Origin of the sequence: Shewanella sp. HL-SH4 (assembly GCF_051164845.1) — a bacterium.
Lineage (GTDB): Bacteria > Pseudomonadota > Gammaproteobacteria > Enterobacterales > Shewanellaceae > Shewanella > Shewanella glacialimarina.
Genome location: NZ_CP195037.1, coordinates 2,098,330 through 2,114,600 on the forward strand (window position 1 = coordinate 2,098,330; position 16,271 = coordinate 2,114,600).

Here is a 16,271-nt window from a genome sequence, read left to right on the forward strand (position 1 = left end):
CGCTTTTATGTATTTGGTTGTTAGCATAATGTGCAATATCAACCACCAGCAATAATGTTACTTATTCTACAGTAACCGATTTTGCCAAGTTACGTGGTTGATCCACGTCAGTACCTTTAATTAATGCCACGTGATATGACAATAACTGTAGTGGGATAGTGTAGATAAGTGGCGCCATAAACTCATCACAATGAGGCACTGGAATCACCTTCATGGTGTCGTCTGATTCAAACTCAGCGTCTTTGTCAGCAAACACATACATTAACCCACCACGGGCACGTACTTCTTCCACATTTGATTTAAGCTTTTCAAGCAGTTCGTTGTTTGGCGCAACCACGATAACCGGCATATCAGCATCAATAAGTGCTAATGGGCCGTGTTTTAATTCGCCTGAGGCATAAGCTTCTGCATGAATGTATGATATTTCTTTTAACTTTAGCGCACCTTCCATTGCGATTGGGTACTGATCGCCACGGCCTAAAAATAGTGCATGGTGCTTGTCGGCAAAATCTTCTGCAAGCTGAGCAATGGCATCGTCCAAACCTAATGCTTGCTCTACTTTAGCTGGCATTGATAACAGACTTTGGGTGATGTTAGCTTGCATCTCATCTGACATACCGTTGTAACGACCAATCACAGCGGTAAGCATTAATAAACCGGCTAATTGCACGGTAAATGCTTTCGTTGAGGCTACGCCAATTTCAGCACCGGCTTTCATCATGTAAGCCATGTCAGATTCACGTACTAACGATGAACCACCTGAGTTACATATAGTTAAGGTTGCTTTGTAGCCCATTTCTTTAGCGAGGCGCATTGCTGCTAACGTGTCGGCGGTTTCGCCCGACTGTGAAATAGTCACTAATAAGCTGTTTGGAAATAAATGTGATTTGCGGTAACGAAACTCTGAAGCAATTTCAACATTACATGATACACCGGCCCAATCTTCTAACCAGTAACGCGCTGCCATACCTGCATGGTAACTAGTACCACAGGCGATAATTTGTACGTGTTTAATGTCTTTTAAGAACTCCGCGGCATTGTCACCAAAGGCACTGTCTAGTACTTGTTTGTTGGCGATGCGACCTTCTATAGTGCGCGCTAAAGCCATTGGTTGCTCGTAGATTTCTTTTAGCATGTAGTGACGGTATTCACCTTTATCACCAGCATCATGGGTCACTTCTGATTCTTTGACTTCACGCTTAACAGCATCGCCATTTAAATCATAAATATTCACTTCACGACGCGTGACCTCTGCAACATCACCTTCTTCTAAGAAAGCAAAATTACGCGTTACCGGCAGTAGTGCAAGCTGGTCTGATGCGACAAAGTTTTCACCTATGCCATAACCGATAACAAGGGGACTGCCACTACGAGCCACAACCATGCGTTCGCTGTCGCGACGGTCAATAACCACTGTACCGTATGCACCTTCTAGCTGCTTAACGGTTGCTTGTACCGCTGATAATAACGTATTAGCCGTTTTAAGTTCATGGTGCACTAAATGGCAGATAACCTCTGTGTCTGTGTCTGATGAAAACACATATCCTAGCTCTTTCAGTTTTACACGTAGCTTGTTGTGGTTTTCAATAATACCGTTGTGTACAACGGCAATATCACCTTCAGATAAATGTGGGTGGGCATTACGTTCACTGGGTTCACCGTGGGTTGCCCAACGGGTGTGCGCAATACCAGTGCCTCCCGCTAATGGGGATTCATCTAATGCTGATGATAGCTCTTGCACTTTACCTAAGCGACGGGTGCGGCTTAACTCGTCATTATGGATAACCGCAACACCTGCACTGTCATAACCGCGATATTCTAAACGGCGTAGACCTTCAACTAAAATTTCTGCTACATCTCTTTGCGCTACTGCGCCAACGATTCCACACATGATTACTTACCTATTGAGTAATTTAAAAATTAATTTGATTCGACATAGGACGCAAGTAACACTTTTACGCCCTGGTCTGTAATGGTTTGTAATGCCTCGGCTGAGATATGGTCATCGGTGACCAATACATTGATCTCGCTCCAAGGCAGTTCTAAATTTGGAATTCGGCGACCTATTTTTGATGATTCAAGCAAGACGATAACTTCACGAGACATTTCGGCCATCACTTTACTCAGCCCGGTTAGCTCATTAAACGTGGTGGTACCCCGCTCTAAATCTAAGCCGTCGGCACCGATAAATAGTTGGTCGAAGTTATATGAGCGTAAAACCTGTTCAGCTACCTGGCCCTGAAAAGACTCAGAATGCGGGTCCCAGGTACCACCGGTCATCAATAATGTCGGTTCGTTTTCAAGTTCATGAATCGCATTGGCCAGCTGCAATGAGTTAGTCATTACCACTAAACCACGCAAGTTATTTAGCTGCTGCACAATACCTGTGGTAGTGCTACCACTATCAATAATAATTCGGTTGTGATCTTTAATCAGCGCGGCGGCGGTTTTAGCTATAGCCAGTTTATTGGGTGCTATTTTGGCACTAAACTGCTGAGTGACTTCGTCGGGCACTGCAATAGCGCCACCATAACGGCGTAGCAATAAGCCTGTTTTTTCTAAAGTAGCTAAATCCTTGCGAATGGTGACTTCCGATGTTTCAAAACGTAAAGACAACTCTTCAACACTGACTTCTCCTTGCTGATTAAGCAGGTTGATAATGCTGTGTCGACGTTGTTGGGTATTACGCTTATTCATAATGGGGTTTTCTTTCACTTAAGTTACGAAACGAAAGATATTTTAGCAGCAAATGAAACTTTATCTAGACTTGTTGAAAGATAAATAACAAAAAAGCAGCGATAATCGCTGCTTTTTTACGTTTTGGGCGTTAACTAATATTAAAACTTAGCTTCTACCGCTAGGTTAAAGTTACGACCTTGACCTATGGTAACCATATTATATTGGCCACCTTCGATGTAATCGGTATCGAACAGGTTTTTTATGTTCGCACGAAAGCTAACATCTTTGCCCATCATATCCAGAGTGTATGCTGCACCCAAATCAAAACGGATATAATCATCTTTAGTGATAGTGTTATTAACATCAGCAAAACGCTCACCGACGTAGATTGCGCCAAAATTCATGGCAAAACTCTCGGTCATTTCATAACGAGTCCAAATGTTGGCAGACCATTCAGGTGCATCGATAGGCGTATTACCTTCACGATTGTCGCCTGTATGATACTTAGCATCTAAAAACATCATAGAGGAGGTCATAAACCAACTTTCACTTAATTGGCCTTGGGCACCCATTTCAAAACCACGATGTTTTTGCTCGCCACCTTGAGTGGTAATGTCAGTAAACTTACTCGTTGGTGTAGGTAATGTCTCAGTAATGGTGATGTTTTCTAGTGTTATATCAAAAACAGCTGCCGTTAATAGCAAGCTATCATCAAATAACTCCCACTTAGTGCCCACTTCATATTGGATACCATATTCAGGCTTTAGATCTAACCCATTGTTAACGTCAGATTCATTATTTACCGCGCCCTGTGGGCTGAAGCTTTTTGAATAGTTAACATAGATACTGCCATTATCTGCAGGAGCGTAAATTGCACCAAACTTAGGTGATACGGCATAGCTATTTTCACCTAGACCGTCTTTCTTTTGCTCGTCATAACGCACGCCTGCAAGTAATTTCCATTGCTCATTCAAGGTCATTAAGTCTTGTAGATAAAAGCCGTAGTATTTGTAAGTGCTCGCTGCTCGCGCTGCAACATTGTTATAGTCATAATCAGGCACAGCAACTGGCTGACCAGGAATAACATTGACTAATTTTTTACCGCCATCACGGCGTTGTTGATAAAAGTAATCCAGGTAGTTAGCACCAATCAGCAACTGATGTTGTATACCTGCTAGATCAAATTCGCCAGTAAAGTCAGCATAAGCGGTTTTATGTTGCCAATCATCGTAGCGGTCAAATGGTTTGATGTTGTAACCATTAGCGGTAAATGGGTCTTCAACATACTGTGGAGCAGAATCAAAACGTTGACGATTAAACTGCTGCTCGTTATATCCCGTCTTCAATTTCCATGTGTCGTTGATATGCCAAGTTAAGTCTGCACCTAGATTTGATACCGTGTTGTCGGTAAATGCCCAAGGGGCATCCCATATAGTTTCGTTGTTACCAATAACATTACCTTGCTTGTCTAACCAGCCACCAGCATCTATACCCGCCTTATCTTGAGTATGGTCATATTTAAGTGACAACATAAGATCGTCGCTGAGGTCAAATTCGGTATTAATATAGCCTAACCAGCGATCGCGCTCCTGAGCTTCATCACTGGTAGAATACTCACGCCAATACTCGGTATCTTGCTTCACTAATACTGCACGGTAGCGCATGGTCTGGGCCTCATTAAAACTGCCACCAGCATCTAATTGAAAACGAGTTGAACCGTTTTCATCGGTATCAAAACCTAGATCTAGCATGCTGTCGTAAGTTGGCTTTTTTGTCACCATGTTAACCAAGCCACCTGGGCCTGATTGACCATATAACATGCTTGAAGGGCCTTTTAATACTTCTACCTGCTGTAGCGTTTCAATAGGCTGCACATAGTGCGACCATTGCTGGTGGCCATTAATAAGGTAACCGTTACCTGAATCTAATTCAAAGCCACGGATACTAAACACTTGGCGATTCCAGCGAGTTGTTCCTGCTGTAACACTTGAGTCATTTACTAAAACTTCAGCTAAGTTAGTAGCAAGCTGTTCATCGGTAACAAAATCGGGGATAACATTAACAGATTGCGGGGTGTCCATTAAGTCAATATTGCCACGCATAGCACCTGATGCAGAGCCCACTTTGTAGTCGTTAAATGTCCGTCCAGTGACTTCCATACGTTCAATGTTTTTATGCGATGCTGCAGCTTGATCTGGAGAAACTTGCACTGAAGAAACTGATGTGGCTTGTTCTGCTTGAGCATCAAAGTGCACTGAATATGACAACAATCCCGTTGTAACGGCTATTGCTACTGCTGATAGTTTAGTTAACATTCATACCTCTATTTAGATGTTATACCGATTTAATGCAGGCATACTAAATGAGAATGATTGTTATTAGCTAAAATTTACAGAATATTTACTTTGTTTGTTGGAACTTACAAAAAAGCGATAAGTGCATCACACTTATCGCCAATAGAAGTAGTGAATGTAGAGTATTACTTCGACAATTTTACCGGGCGTTGCCATCCAGCAATATGACGCTGTTTCACACGGGTTATCACTAATTCACCCTCGCCAACATCTTTGGCTATAGTAGAGCCTGCACCTAAGGTGGCATTTTTACCTATGGTAACTGGAGCGATAAGTTGAGTATCACTGCCAACAAATACACCATCTTCTATAGTGGTAACAAACTTATTAACACCATCGTAGTTACAGGTAATAGTACCCGCACCAATATTTACCCCGGCACCTATTTGTGCATCACCTAAGTAACTTAAATGCCCTGCTTTAGACCCTTTACCGAGTACTGTTTTTTTCATTTCAACAAAGTTACCCACGTGGGCATCTTCTTTTAATTCTGCACCGGTACGTAAACGAGCAAATGGTCCGGCACTGGCTGATTTACCTAATTTAGCGCCTTCTATAATTGAGTAAGGCTTAATTTCAGCGTTATCGGCAATATCACAATCAATGAGAATAGCCCCGGCGCCGATAGTCACATTATTACCTAAAGTGACTTTACCTTGAATGATCACATTGACATCAATCATCACATCCATCCCAACGGTTACCTCTCCGCGGATATCAATACGAGCTGGATCACGCAAGTTAGCACCTTCAAGCATTAACTTTTCAGCCGCACGAGCTTGGTAAGCACGCTCTAATTGAGCCAGTTGCACTCGATTATTAGCCCCTTCGACTTCGATAGCAGATTCAGGTTGAGCAGTCGTAATAGCCACACCATCGGCATGTGCCATCGCTATAATATCAGTCAGGTAATATTCACCTTGGGCATTACTATTAGATAAACGACTTAACCAGGTTTTTAATTGCTTACCCGGTACAGCCATAATACCGGTATTCACTTCGGTAATTTTTAATTGCTCAGCGTTAGCATCTTTTTGCTCAATAATACCGACGACATTATCGTTGTGACGAACAATTCGGCCATATCCAGTTGGATTAACAAGGTTAACAGTAAGAATAGCTAAGCCATTATCTGCCCGGGCAGCTAATAATTTTTCTAAGGTTGATTGCTGAATCAAGGGTACATCGCCGTAAAGAATTAATACTGTATCGTCATCACTAATGTTTGAATTGGCTTGTGCTACGGCATGCCCTGTACCTAATTGTTCAGCTTGTAACACCCAATTTAAAGGTTGCTCACCCAATGTTTGCTTTAGTTTGTCTGCGCCATAGCCATATACAAGTTGAATAGCCTTGGAGCCTAAAGCGTTTGCCGTATCAATAACATGTTGAACCATGCTTTTATGGGCGATTGGGTGTAACACTTTAGGAAGATCTGAGCGCATACGCGTTCCTTTGCCTGCAGCTAAGATCACAACATTTAACGACATGATTAATTCCTTTAAAAGACTAAAAAGTATAATTGGCGCTATTTTAGCTGAATACAGCCTAAAATGGAAAATACTCACCACAGCCATCGACGATGAATAAACAATCTCAATAAAACAGCAGTAATAAAAAAGGCGACTCATAAATGAGTCGCCTTTTATCCAGCAAATAATCAACTTATCTGGTGATATTTCTTTTGATGGTTTCAACAACTTTCAATTGCGCTATCGATTTAGCTAATTCAATTGTTGCGGCTTCATAATTGAAGTCTACGCCGGCATTAGCAATTTTCTCTTCTGCACGACGTTTAGCTTCTAAAGCTGCTTGCTCATCAATATCATCGGCACGCAATCCAACATCAGCAAGAACAGAAATAGATGTTGGTTGAATTTCCAGGATACCACCTGAAAGATACAACACTTCTTCACTGCCATCTTGCTTGACTATGCGCGCCATGCCAGGTTTGATCTTTGTTAGCAAAGGAGCATGATTAGGCATAATACCTAATTCACCTTCAGCACCAGATACTTCAAAAAAAGTAACTTCGCCGTGGTATAAGCTTTTCTCTGCACTAACAATATCAAGTTTGACTGTCATGCCTGCCATTGAGCTCTCCTTAAAGAACTAAGCTTTACGGCCTAGTTATTTCTTCTTGTTCGCTTTTTCGATAGCTTCATCGATTGAGCCAACCATGTAGAACGCTTGCTCAGGGATGTGATCGAACTCACCATCCAAGATACCCTTAAAGCCACGAATAGTGTCTTTAAGAGAAACGTACTTACCAGGAGAACCGGTAAACACTTCTGCTACGAAGAAAGGTTGAGACAAGAAACGTTCAATCTTACGTGCTCTGAATACCATGGTTTTGTCATTATCTGACAACTCATCCATACCCAAAATAGCAATAATGTCTTTCAGCTCTTTATAACGCTGTAATACAGTTTGTACACCGCTTGCAACATCATAATGCTCTTGACCTACAACCTGTGGATCTAACTGACGTGAAGTCGAATCCAATGGGTCAACCGCTGGGTAAATACCTAGCGATGCAATATTACGAGACAATACAACAGTCGCATCTAAGTGAGCGAAGGTTGTTGCAGGTGACGGATCCGTTAAGTCATCCGCTGGTACATATACCGCTTGTACAGAAGTAATAGAGCCAGTTTTGGTTGAAGCGATACGTTCTTGAAGAACACCCATCTCTTCAGCCAGTGTTGGCTGATAACCTACTGCAGAAGGCATACGACCTAAAAGTGCAGATACTTCAGTACCCGCTAAGGTGTAACGGTAAATGTTGTCAACGAACAACAGTACGTCACGACCTTCGTCACGGAACTTTTCAGCGATACTCAGGCCTGTTAACGCTACGCGTAAACGGTTACCTGGAGGCTCGTTCATTTGACCGTAAACCATGGCTACTTTGTCTAATACGCCTGAATCTTCCATCTCGTAGTAGAAGTCGTTACCCTCACGAGTACGCTCACCAACACCAGCGAATACAGAAAGACCCGAGTGAGCTTTAGCGATGTTGTTAATCAGTTCCATCATGTTAACTGTTTTACCAACACCAGCACCACCGAACAGACCGACTTTACCACCTTTAGCGAAAGGACAAACAAGGTCGATAACCTTGATACCCGTCTCTAATAGCTCAGTTGAATTTGACTGATCTTCGTATGAAGGTGCTGCACGGTGAATTTCATAACGCTCTTCTTCACCAATTGGACCCGCTTCATCGATAGGCTCGCCCAATACGTTCATAATACGGCCAAGGGTCTTAACCCCTACCGGAACAGAAATTGGTGAACCTGAGTTTGCTACCTCTAAACCACGACGCAGACCATCAGAAGAACCCATAGCGATGGTACGAACAACACCACCACCTAGTTGTTGCTGAACTTCCAGCACCAAACCATTACATGGGCTTTCGCCTGTGATCTTCAGAGCGTCATATACTCGAGGTACAGAATCTTGTGGAAACTCTACGTCCACAACCGCGCCAATTACTTGGACAACAGTACCTGTGCTCATGATTAATCCTCTAAACTTGATTTCGTTACCTAAACCTAAACCGCTGCAGCGCCTGATACAATTTCCGACAGTTCTTGCGTAATAGCAGCCTGACGGGCCTTGTTATAGACGAGTTGTAAACCATCGATCATGTCGCCAGCGTTATCTGTTGCCGCTTTCATTGCTACCATACGGGCAGACTGTTCAGAGGCAATATTTTCAACAACACCTTGATATACTTGTGATTCTATATAACGAGTTAGCAGTGTTTCCAAAATTTCTTTTGGATCTGGCTCGTAAATATAATCCCAAGGATAACTAGCTACTTCTTCATCTGATTTAGGTAAAGGTAGCAGTTGCTCGATCACAGGAGTCTGGGTCATTGTATTAACAAACTTGTTAAACACAATGTACAGACGGTCCAGTTTGCCTTCGTTGTAAGCTTTTAACATGACACGTACAGTGCCAATCAAATCAGCAAGTTTGGGCGCGTCGCCTAAACCTGATGCATGGGCGGAAATTTGACCACCAAAGCTTTTAAAAAACTGAACAGAACGGGCACCAATTGGGCAAAACTCAACTTCTGCGCCTTGTTCTTTCCATTTTTTAATGTCTGTCACAACCTTTTTAAATAAGTTGGTATTCAAACCACCACAAAGACCACGGTCGGTTGCTACAACAATGTAACCAACCCGCTTAGCATCTCGAACTTCTAACATTGGATGTTTAAATTCGAGAGTACCTTGCGCTACGTGACCGATCACTTTACGCATATTTTCAGCATATGGACGGCTTGCTGCCATGCGTTCCTGCGCTTTACGCATTTTGCTGGCGGCTACCATCTCCATAGCGGAAGTGATCTTCTGAGTATTTTTGATACTCGCGATCTTGGTTTTAATCTCTTTAGCGTTAGCCATCTCTACTCTCCAATCTGGGACCTGAGGTGCCCATGGACACCCCGTTCATTGTTACCAGGTTTGGGTTTCAATGAACTTGTCCATGCCTGCCTTTAACTCACCTTCGATATCAGCGTTATAATCGCCAGTAGCATTGATGGTGTTCATAAGGTCAGCATGTTGACTGTTCATGTATGAAAGCAGAGCGGCTTCAAAGCGACCGATTTCATTTAAAGCAACACTTTTAAGGAAGCCTTTTTCAGCTGCAAAAATAGACACAGACTGGGCGGCAACACTCATTGGTGCATATTGCTTTTGCTTCATTAATTCGGTTACACGCTCACCATGCTCAAGTTGAGCACGAGTTGCTTCATCTAAATCAGATGCGAACTGTGAGAACGCTGCAAGCTCACGATACTGTGCAAGTGCGGTACGAATACCACCAGACAGTTTCTTGATGATCTTAGTCTGCGCTGCACCACCAACACGAGAAACAGAAATACCTGGGTTAACTGCTGGACGAAGTCCTGAGTTAAACAAGTCAGTTTCAAGGAAGATCTGACCATCGGTAATCGAAATTACGTTAGTCGGTACGAACGCTGATACGTCACCAGCTTGGGTTTCAATAATAGGTAACGCAGTTAAAGAACCGGTTTTACCTGTTACTGCACCTTTAGTAAATTTCTCTACATAATTTTCGTTTACGCGTGAAGCACGCTCTAATAAACGAGAGTGTAGATAGAAAACGTCACCTGGGTATGCTTCACGTCCTGGTGGACGCTTCAATAGTAATGAAATCTGACGGTAAGCAACTGCTTGCTTAGACAAATCATCATATACGATTAAAGAATCTTCACCGCGGTCACGGAAGTATTCACCCATAGAACAACCAGAATATGGCGCCAAAAATTGCAGTGCAGCTGTTTCTGAAGCAGATGCAACTACAACTATAGTGTTTGCTAATGCGCCATGTTCTTCAAGTTTACGTACTACGTTGGCTATGGTAGAGGCTTTCTGACCAACAGCAACATAGACACACTTAATGCCTGAATCTTTCTGGTTGATAATTGCATCGATTGCCATCGCTGTTTTACCAGTCTGACGGTCACCAATGATCAATTCACGTTGTCCACGACCAATAGGGATCATAGAATCAACGGCTTTATAACCTGTTTGAACTGGTTGCGATACTGACTTACGTTCAATAACACCAGGAGCAATTACTTCAACAGGAGAGAAACCATCGTTGTCGACAGGTCCTTTTCCGTCAATAGGCTCACCCAGTGTGTTAACAACGCGACCAAGTAGACCACGACCAACTGGTACTTCAAGAATACGACCAGTGGTTCTAACTTTATCGCCTTCTGCTAAACTAGCATAAGGCCCCATCACTACAGCGCCGACAGAATCACGTTCTAAGTTCAACGCGATTGCAAAACAGCCACCAGGCAGTTCGATCATTTCACCTTGCATTACATCGGCAAGGCCGTTAATGCGAATGATGCCGTCACTTACTGCAACGATTGTACCTTCGTTGCGAGCTTCACTAACGACGTTGAACTGCTCGATCCGCTGTTTAATCAGATCGCTGATTTCAGTGGAATTCAGTTGCATGCTAAAACTCCCAATTACGACTGCAGCTTATCAGACAGACGCGATAACTTACCGCTTACCGAGCCATCAATGACTAGGTCGCCTGATTTAATAATCACACCGCCGATTAGCGATGTATCAATACTGCAATTCAGCTTAACTTTGCGTGCGAGACGTTTCTCTAAAGAAACACTAATTTGCTGCTGTTGCTCAGAGTTTAACTCGAAAGCAGAAACCACATCGGCCTCAACTTCTTTCGCCCACTCATTTCGGTATTCAGCAAAAATCAGCGATACAGAAGGCAGTATCGCTAAACGACCGTTTTCAGCCATTACCTTTATCAGGTTTTGACCTTGCTCGTTGACTTGTTCTCCACATACTTTAATAAATAGTGAAGCAAGTTCAGCACTGGCTAGAGTGCCATTAAGCAGTGGCTTTATTGATTCGTTTACACTTACCAATGACGCGAAAGTTAACATTTCTGTCCAACTATCTACCGCTTTATGTTCAACTGCAAAATCAAAAGCTGCCTTTGCGTAAGGACGAGCGATGGTGCTTAATTCAGCCATTACTCAACTCCTTAATCAAATTTCAGCAACTAGTTTATTAACTATGTCGCTGTGGGCTGCTGGGTCAATCGAACGCTCAAGAATCTTCTCTGCACCAATGATGGCTAGAGCCGCTACTTGCTTACGCAAGTCATCTTTCACGCGATTACGTTCGTTCTCAATTTCTGCTTTACCCTGAGCGACAATTTTAGCTCGCTCAGCATCTGCTTCAGCCTTTGCTTCTTCAACGATTTGAGCTTTTCGCTTGTTAGCTTGCTCAATAATTTCGTTGGCAGTTGCCTTAGCATCTTTAAGTTGCTCAGTGGCTTTCGCTTGAGCTAACTCTAGATCTTTTGCAGCACGGCCGGCATCGGCCAGACCATCAGCAATTTTCTTCTGGCGCTCTTCGATAGCATTCATCAACGGCGGCCATACAAACTTCATGCAGAACCACACAAAGAGCGCAAAAGATATTGCTTGGCCTAGCAGGGTAGCGTTAATACTCATAACGTCAACTCCTTACAGGGTGCTAAATTAGCCAAGTTGAGCTAAGAATGGGTTCGCGAATACGAAGAATAATGCAACACCAACCGCAATCATAGAGATCGCATCAAGTAGACCCGCTACGATGAACATCTTAGTTTGTAACGCTGGCGCTAGCTCAGGTTGACGTGCAGAAGCTTCTAAGAACTTACCACCTAAGATTGCGAATCCGATTGCTGTACCTAATGCAGCTAGGCCAATCATGATAGCAACAGCGATTGCCGTAAAACCAATTACAGTTTCCATTTTATCTCCGATAAATGTCTAATTATCAATTTCTAAATTAATGTTCTTCATGAGCCATGCTTAGATAAACAATCGTCAGCATCATGAAAATAAAGGCCTGCAGCACAATAACCAAAATATGGAATATAGCCCAAGGCACTGAAAGTGCGAACTGAGCCCACCAAGGCATAAGTGCTATCAGAATAAAGATCAACTCACCTGCATACAGGTTACCAAACAGACGAAGCGCTAATGAAATAGGCTTCGCAATCAAGGTGACAGTTTCCAAAACTAAGTTTACTGGAATCAATAACCAATGATTGAAAGGTTGTAGTGTTAGTTCCTTAGTGAAACCGCCAATACCCTTAACTTTAATACTGTAAAACACAATCAACACAAACACACTTAAGGACATACCTAAAGTGACGTTTAAATCGGTGGTAGGTACAATTTTAAGGTAAGGAACACCTAATAATCTGTTTGCGGCTTCAGGTATAAAATCAACCGGAATTAAGTCCATTAAGTTCATCAGGAAAATCCAGACGAATATAGTTAGACCTAACGGTGCAATAACAGCATTACGACCATTAAATGAATCTTTTGCTATTTTATCAACACCTTCCACGCACATTTCAACGAAACATTGAAATTTACCTGGAACACCAGTGGTTGCTTTTTTTCCTGCTTTGCGGAATAACCACAAAAACAAGATCCCAAGGCCAACTGAAAACAAAAGTGAGTCAATGTGCCAAGTCCAAAACCCGGCATCTTGACATGCATAGTTAAAAGCAACTCCGCCATCGGCAGAACACATTTTCGCATTAGTCAGGTGATGCTGGATATACTCGGAAGCGTTTAATGCTTCACCAGTTGTCGCCATGATTAATCTCACTTAATTTTGCTTGAAGTATAAAGGGACTGTCCATGGCACTATAAGACCTAAAGCATAGGTTGCAAATAAAGGTGCGAACACCATATCTAACAAACCAAACGCAATAGCAAACAATACTATGGTTAGCAGTAACTTTACCGCTTCCCCCAGAAAAAACGATTGAACGACTTTTCCTGACGCACTTGCCCCCGCATGGGAAAAGGCTAGGGTTGCGAATACAAAATTGGGCAGTACAGCAATGAGACCTCCCGCCAAAGCAGAAAGACCATACTGAACACCCCACAGAGCGAAAAGTAAAATTGATGTTGCCCCAACAACCGCCGCCTGAAATATCACCATTTTATAGGCTGAAGACCGGCCACGACGCGCTAAAACATTAGTCAAATTTTTCTCTCCGCATTCGTGCTTTTTGCGAGTTGCAGTCTAAATTAACTTTATTAACCCAGCCTTAACTTACAAAAAGCCTGCAAAGTATACCTTTTCGCATTTTGTTTGCAACTTTGATAAGCGTAAAACAGCTATTTTAAAGGTGATTTGCATCAAGAACTGCAAAAACAAAAATAGATAGCAGCATCACAAACTTATTGATGATGTGGTTTATTGTTAAAAATTAGTGAATTTTACTCAAAATACCGTCTAATTCAGCAAGATTTTGATAATTTATTACAATTTTACCCTTTCCTTTACTGCCATGATTAATTGCAACTTTAGCACCTAATCTTTCAATTAACTGTTGCTCTAAACGGCTTACATCATGATCTTTAGGCATAGTTTCAGGAGGTTTAGCAGGATTTATCGCTTTATTTACTAACCGTTCTGTTTCACGAACAGTCATTTCTTTCGATGCGACTAATCTGGCAAGGTTAGTTTGCTCATCACCTTCAATAGCAAGTAAGGCACGGGCATGGCCCATATCTATATCGCCATTTTCTAATAAACGCTTTACCGGCTCATTAAGACTGTTTAAACGCAACAAATTAGATACTGATGCACGTGACTTGCCTACGGCATCGGCCACTTGTTGATGGGTGAGTTCAAATTCAGTCAATAGGCGCTGTAATGCTATGGCTTCTTCCATTGCATTGAGGTCTTCACGCTGAATATTCTCAATTAAGGCAATCGCCACAGCAGCTTCATCAGCCACTTGTTTAACTAAACATGGCACTTTATTCAGCTTTGCGATTTGAGCTGCACGCCAACGACGTTCACCGGCAATAATTTCATATTTAAATTCTGATACTTTACGCACAACAATGGGCTGAATAATCCCTTGTGAGCGAATAGATTCAGCTAATTCTTCTAGCGCTTCAGGTGACATATCTTTACGAGGTTGATATTTGCCCGGTTGCAATAAATCCAGATCAAGATGTATCAGCTCATTATCCTGTTGATTGACACTATTTTGCTGAATATCTGATTGTCGACTTGCCGCATTGCTATGGCTTAGTAGGGCATCCAAGCCTTTACCTAAACCGCGTTTTTTTACCGTCATTATCTCATCCTACGCTTGTTTAATGGTTGTTTGCTGCTCTGCACGGCGAATAATTTCGCCTGCTAAAGCTAAATATGCTTTAGCTCCGGCACTGCTCTTATCATAATACATGGCAGGTGCGCCAAAACTTGGTGCTTCAGCTAAACGAATATTTCTCGGGATCACGGTACGATAAACTTTTTCACCAAAATGTTGTTTTAGTTGATCAGATACATCGTTAGATAATCGATTACGAGGGTCGTACATAGTACGAAGGATCCCTTCTATTTTTAGGGCTGGATTAACCATAGCGCCTAATTTTGTGATGGTATCAATTAATGCGGTGAGTCCTTCAAGGGCATAATATTCACATTGCATAGGTACTAACACTGAATCAGCTGCTGACATGGCATTTACGGTCAACATATTGAGTGATGGCGGACAATCAATGAAAATAAAATCGTATTGATCTTTTATCGGGGCCAGTGCATTACGTAAGCGAATTTCGCGAGCGTAAAATTCCATTAATTTGATCTCTGCAGCGGTAACATCTCCATTGCCAGCAATGAGATCATATTTACCTACGGTATTTCTTATCACCATTTCATCGAACGGTTTTTCTTCTACCAGTAACTCATAGGCGGTGTTTTCGACTTCATATTTGTCAACACCACTGCCCATAGTGGCATTACCTTGTGGATCTAAATCAATCAACAACACTTTACGCTTTGTGGCGGCAAGTGATGCGGCTAAATTTACGCAAGTTGTTGTTTTTCCTACGCCACCTTTTTGGTTGGCTACGGCAATGATTTTACCCACAATATTATCCTGTTGTAATTATTGATGTCCGGTATACGTATATCTGCTAGCGAGTATTACATTTTTACCAATTTTAATAAATGTCGCTGTTCATCAAGGTTTGGTACTTGTAAAACGATGGTTTCAATCAGCTTAAACTCAGCAGGTATTGCGGCTATTTCAGCTTCGGTCAATTGACCTTTTAATGCGTAGAATAATCCACCTTCTTTAGGTAAATGGTGACACCAGTTCAACATGTCGGTAATAGAAGCAAATGCTCTGCTTAACACACCATCAAATTTATCTTTGGGATGATACGCTTCTACTCTGCTTTCAATGGAGCTGAAATTGTTAATCTTTAACTCGAATTGAACCTGTTTTTGAAAACGGATACGTTTACCTAAACTGTCTAGTAAGACAAATTCTTTATCCGGATTTAAGATCGCAAGTGGGATCCCAGGTAAACCCGGGCCGGTTCCAACATCAATAAATCGTTGGCCCTCAAGATAAGGGGATACCACTAAACTGTCCATCACATGACGGATTAACATTTGTTCAGGTAATCTAACCGAAGTTAAATTATAGGCTTTATTCCATTTGTTGAGCATTTCAACAAAGCCAACAAGTTGTTTTTGTTGTAATTCTGTCGCTGATATGTTTATTTCAGCTAAATAATCACTAAGTTGAGCAGCTAGCACAAATAACGCCTCTTTAATTTTTTATCGATGAGCTTCGGTATTATGAAGCCGTAAAAGCACTAAGGGAAGCCTT

16 protein-coding genes are annotated in these 16,271 nt (G+C 42.2%); all 16 read right to left on the reverse strand.

Going from position 1 to position 16,271, the window contains the following annotated elements:
- Window positions 1-61: 61 nt before the first annotated feature.
- The 16 genes from glmS to rsmG all read right to left on the reverse strand — a co-directional run bounded on the left by glmS (window position 62) and on the right by rsmG (window position 16,198).
- Window positions 62-1,891, reverse strand: coding sequence for a glutamine--fructose-6-phosphate transaminase (isomerizing) (gene glmS, locus ACRWQL_RS10210; RefSeq protein WP_226412208.1), 1,830 nt, complete (start codon window positions 1,889-1,891; stop codon window positions 62-64).
- A 29-nt stretch (window positions 1,892-1,920) separates the two neighbouring features.
- A complete protein-coding gene (locus ACRWQL_RS10215) occupies window positions 1,921-2,697 on the reverse strand; it encodes a DeoR/GlpR family DNA-binding transcription regulator (protein WP_434927691.1) in 777 nt (258 codons plus the stop codon).
- A 140-nt stretch (window positions 2,698-2,837) separates the two neighbouring features.
- Window positions 2,838-4,994 (reverse strand): TonB-dependent receptor, encoded by a 2,157-nt coding sequence (locus tag ACRWQL_RS10220; protein WP_434953307.1) that lies wholly within the window; start codon window positions 4,992-4,994, stop codon window positions 2,838-2,840.
- A gap of 164 nt (window positions 4,995-5,158) precedes the next feature.
- The gene (glmU, locus tag ACRWQL_RS10225; protein ID WP_434927689.1) at window positions 5,159-6,523 is read right to left on the reverse strand and encodes a bifunctional UDP-N-acetylglucosamine diphosphorylase/glucosamine-1-phosphate N-acetyltransferase GlmU; all 1,365 of its coding nucleotides are present in this window, start codon (window positions 6,521-6,523) and stop codon (window positions 5,159-5,161) included.
- A 175-nt stretch (window positions 6,524-6,698) separates the two neighbouring features.
- Window positions 6,699-7,127, reverse strand: a complete 429-nt coding sequence (locus tag ACRWQL_RS10230; protein ID WP_226412216.1) for a F0F1 ATP synthase subunit epsilon — start codon at window positions 7,125-7,127, stop codon at window positions 6,699-6,701.
- Between the two features lie 36 nt (window positions 7,128-7,163).
- Window positions 7,164-8,555 (reverse strand): F0F1 ATP synthase subunit beta, encoded by a 1,392-nt coding sequence (atpD, locus tag ACRWQL_RS10235; protein WP_434927688.1) that lies wholly within the window; start codon window positions 8,553-8,555, stop codon window positions 7,164-7,166.
- A 35-nt stretch (window positions 8,556-8,590) separates the two neighbouring features.
- Complete coding sequence (atpG, locus tag ACRWQL_RS10240; RefSeq protein WP_226412220.1) at window positions 8,591-9,451, reverse strand: F0F1 ATP synthase subunit gamma; 861 nt, start codon at window positions 9,449-9,451, stop codon at window positions 8,591-8,593.
- Between the two features lie 51 nt (window positions 9,452-9,502).
- On the reverse strand, window positions 9,503-11,044 hold the full coding sequence (atpA, locus tag ACRWQL_RS10245; protein WP_434927687.1) for a F0F1 ATP synthase subunit alpha: 1,542 nt from the start codon (window positions 11,042-11,044) through the stop codon (window positions 9,503-9,505).
- 14 nt (window positions 11,045-11,058) lie between these two features.
- The gene (gene atpH, locus ACRWQL_RS10250) at window positions 11,059-11,592 is read right to left on the reverse strand and encodes a F0F1 ATP synthase subunit delta (RefSeq protein WP_434927686.1); all 534 of its coding nucleotides are present in this window, start codon (window positions 11,590-11,592) and stop codon (window positions 11,059-11,061) included.
- Window positions 11,593-11,607: 15 nt separating this feature from the next.
- On the reverse strand, window positions 11,608-12,078 hold the full coding sequence (atpF, locus tag ACRWQL_RS10255) for a F0F1 ATP synthase subunit B (protein WP_188843211.1): 471 nt from the start codon (window positions 12,076-12,078) through the stop codon (window positions 11,608-11,610).
- 27 nt (window positions 12,079-12,105) lie between these two features.
- The gene (atpE, locus tag ACRWQL_RS10260; protein ID WP_188843213.1) at window positions 12,106-12,360 is read right to left on the reverse strand and encodes a F0F1 ATP synthase subunit C; all 255 of its coding nucleotides are present in this window, start codon (window positions 12,358-12,360) and stop codon (window positions 12,106-12,108) included.
- 37 nt (window positions 12,361-12,397) lie between these two features.
- A complete protein-coding gene (atpB, locus tag ACRWQL_RS10265) occupies window positions 12,398-13,219 on the reverse strand; it encodes a F0F1 ATP synthase subunit A (protein ID WP_434927685.1) in 822 nt (273 codons plus the stop codon).
- Between the two features lie 12 nt (window positions 13,220-13,231).
- The gene (locus ACRWQL_RS10270) at window positions 13,232-13,615 is read right to left on the reverse strand and encodes an ATP synthase subunit I (protein WP_434927684.1); all 384 of its coding nucleotides are present in this window, start codon (window positions 13,613-13,615) and stop codon (window positions 13,232-13,234) included.
- 226 nt (window positions 13,616-13,841) lie between these two features.
- Complete coding sequence (locus ACRWQL_RS10275; RefSeq protein WP_434927683.1) at window positions 13,842-14,723, reverse strand: ParB/RepB/Spo0J family partition protein; 882 nt, start codon at window positions 14,721-14,723, stop codon at window positions 13,842-13,844.
- A 9-nt stretch (window positions 14,724-14,732) separates the two neighbouring features.
- The gene (locus tag ACRWQL_RS10280; RefSeq protein WP_226412236.1) at window positions 14,733-15,521 is read right to left on the reverse strand and encodes a ParA family protein; all 789 of its coding nucleotides are present in this window, start codon (window positions 15,519-15,521) and stop codon (window positions 14,733-14,735) included.
- A 56-nt stretch (window positions 15,522-15,577) separates the two neighbouring features.
- Entirely contained in the window at window positions 15,578-16,198 is a 621-nt protein-coding gene (gene rsmG, locus ACRWQL_RS10285; protein ID WP_434953308.1) for a 16S rRNA (guanine(527)-N(7))-methyltransferase RsmG, read from the reverse strand.
- Window positions 16,199-16,271: the final 73 nt, after the last annotated feature.

Coding starts and splice junctions, on each gene's coding strand:
- glmS (WP_226412208.1), bottom strand. CDS start 1,891: ATGTGTGGAATCGTTGGCGCAGTAGCGCAAAGAGATGTAGCAGAAATT.
- ACRWQL_RS10215 (WP_434927691.1), bottom strand. CDS start 2,697: ATGAATAAGCGTAATACCCAACAACGTCGACACAGCATTATCAACCTG.
- ACRWQL_RS10220 (WP_434953307.1), bottom strand. CDS start 4,994: ATGTTAACTAAACTATCAGCAGTAGCAATAGCCGTTACAACGGGATTG.
- glmU (WP_434927689.1), bottom strand. CDS start 6,523: ATGTCGTTAAATGTTGTGATCTTAGCTGCAGGCAAAGGAACGCGTATG.
- ACRWQL_RS10230 (WP_226412216.1), bottom strand. CDS start 7,127: ATGGCAGGCATGACAGTCAAACTTGATATTGTTAGTGCAGAGAAAAGC.
- atpD (WP_434927688.1), bottom strand. CDS start 8,555: ATGAGCACAGGTACTGTTGTCCAAGTAATTGGCGCGGTTGTGGACGTA.
- atpG (WP_226412220.1), bottom strand. CDS start 9,451: ATGGCTAACGCTAAAGAGATTAAAACCAAGATCGCGAGTATCAAAAAT.
- atpA (WP_434927687.1), bottom strand. CDS start 11,044: ATGCAACTGAATTCCACTGAAATCAGCGATCTGATTAAACAGCGGATC.
- atpH (WP_434927686.1), bottom strand. CDS start 11,592: ATGGCTGAATTAAGCACCATCGCTCGTCCTTACGCAAAGGCAGCTTTT.
- atpF (WP_188843211.1), bottom strand. CDS start 12,078: ATGAGTATTAACGCTACCCTGCTAGGCCAAGCAATATCTTTTGCGCTC.
- atpE (WP_188843213.1), bottom strand. CDS start 12,360: ATGGAAACTGTAATTGGTTTTACGGCAATCGCTGTTGCTATCATGATT.
- atpB (WP_434927685.1), bottom strand. CDS start 13,219: ATGGCGACAACTGGTGAAGCATTAAACGCTTCCGAGTATATCCAGCAT.
- ACRWQL_RS10275 (WP_434927683.1), bottom strand. CDS start 14,723: ATGACGGTAAAAAAACGCGGTTTAGGTAAAGGCTTGGATGCCCTACTA.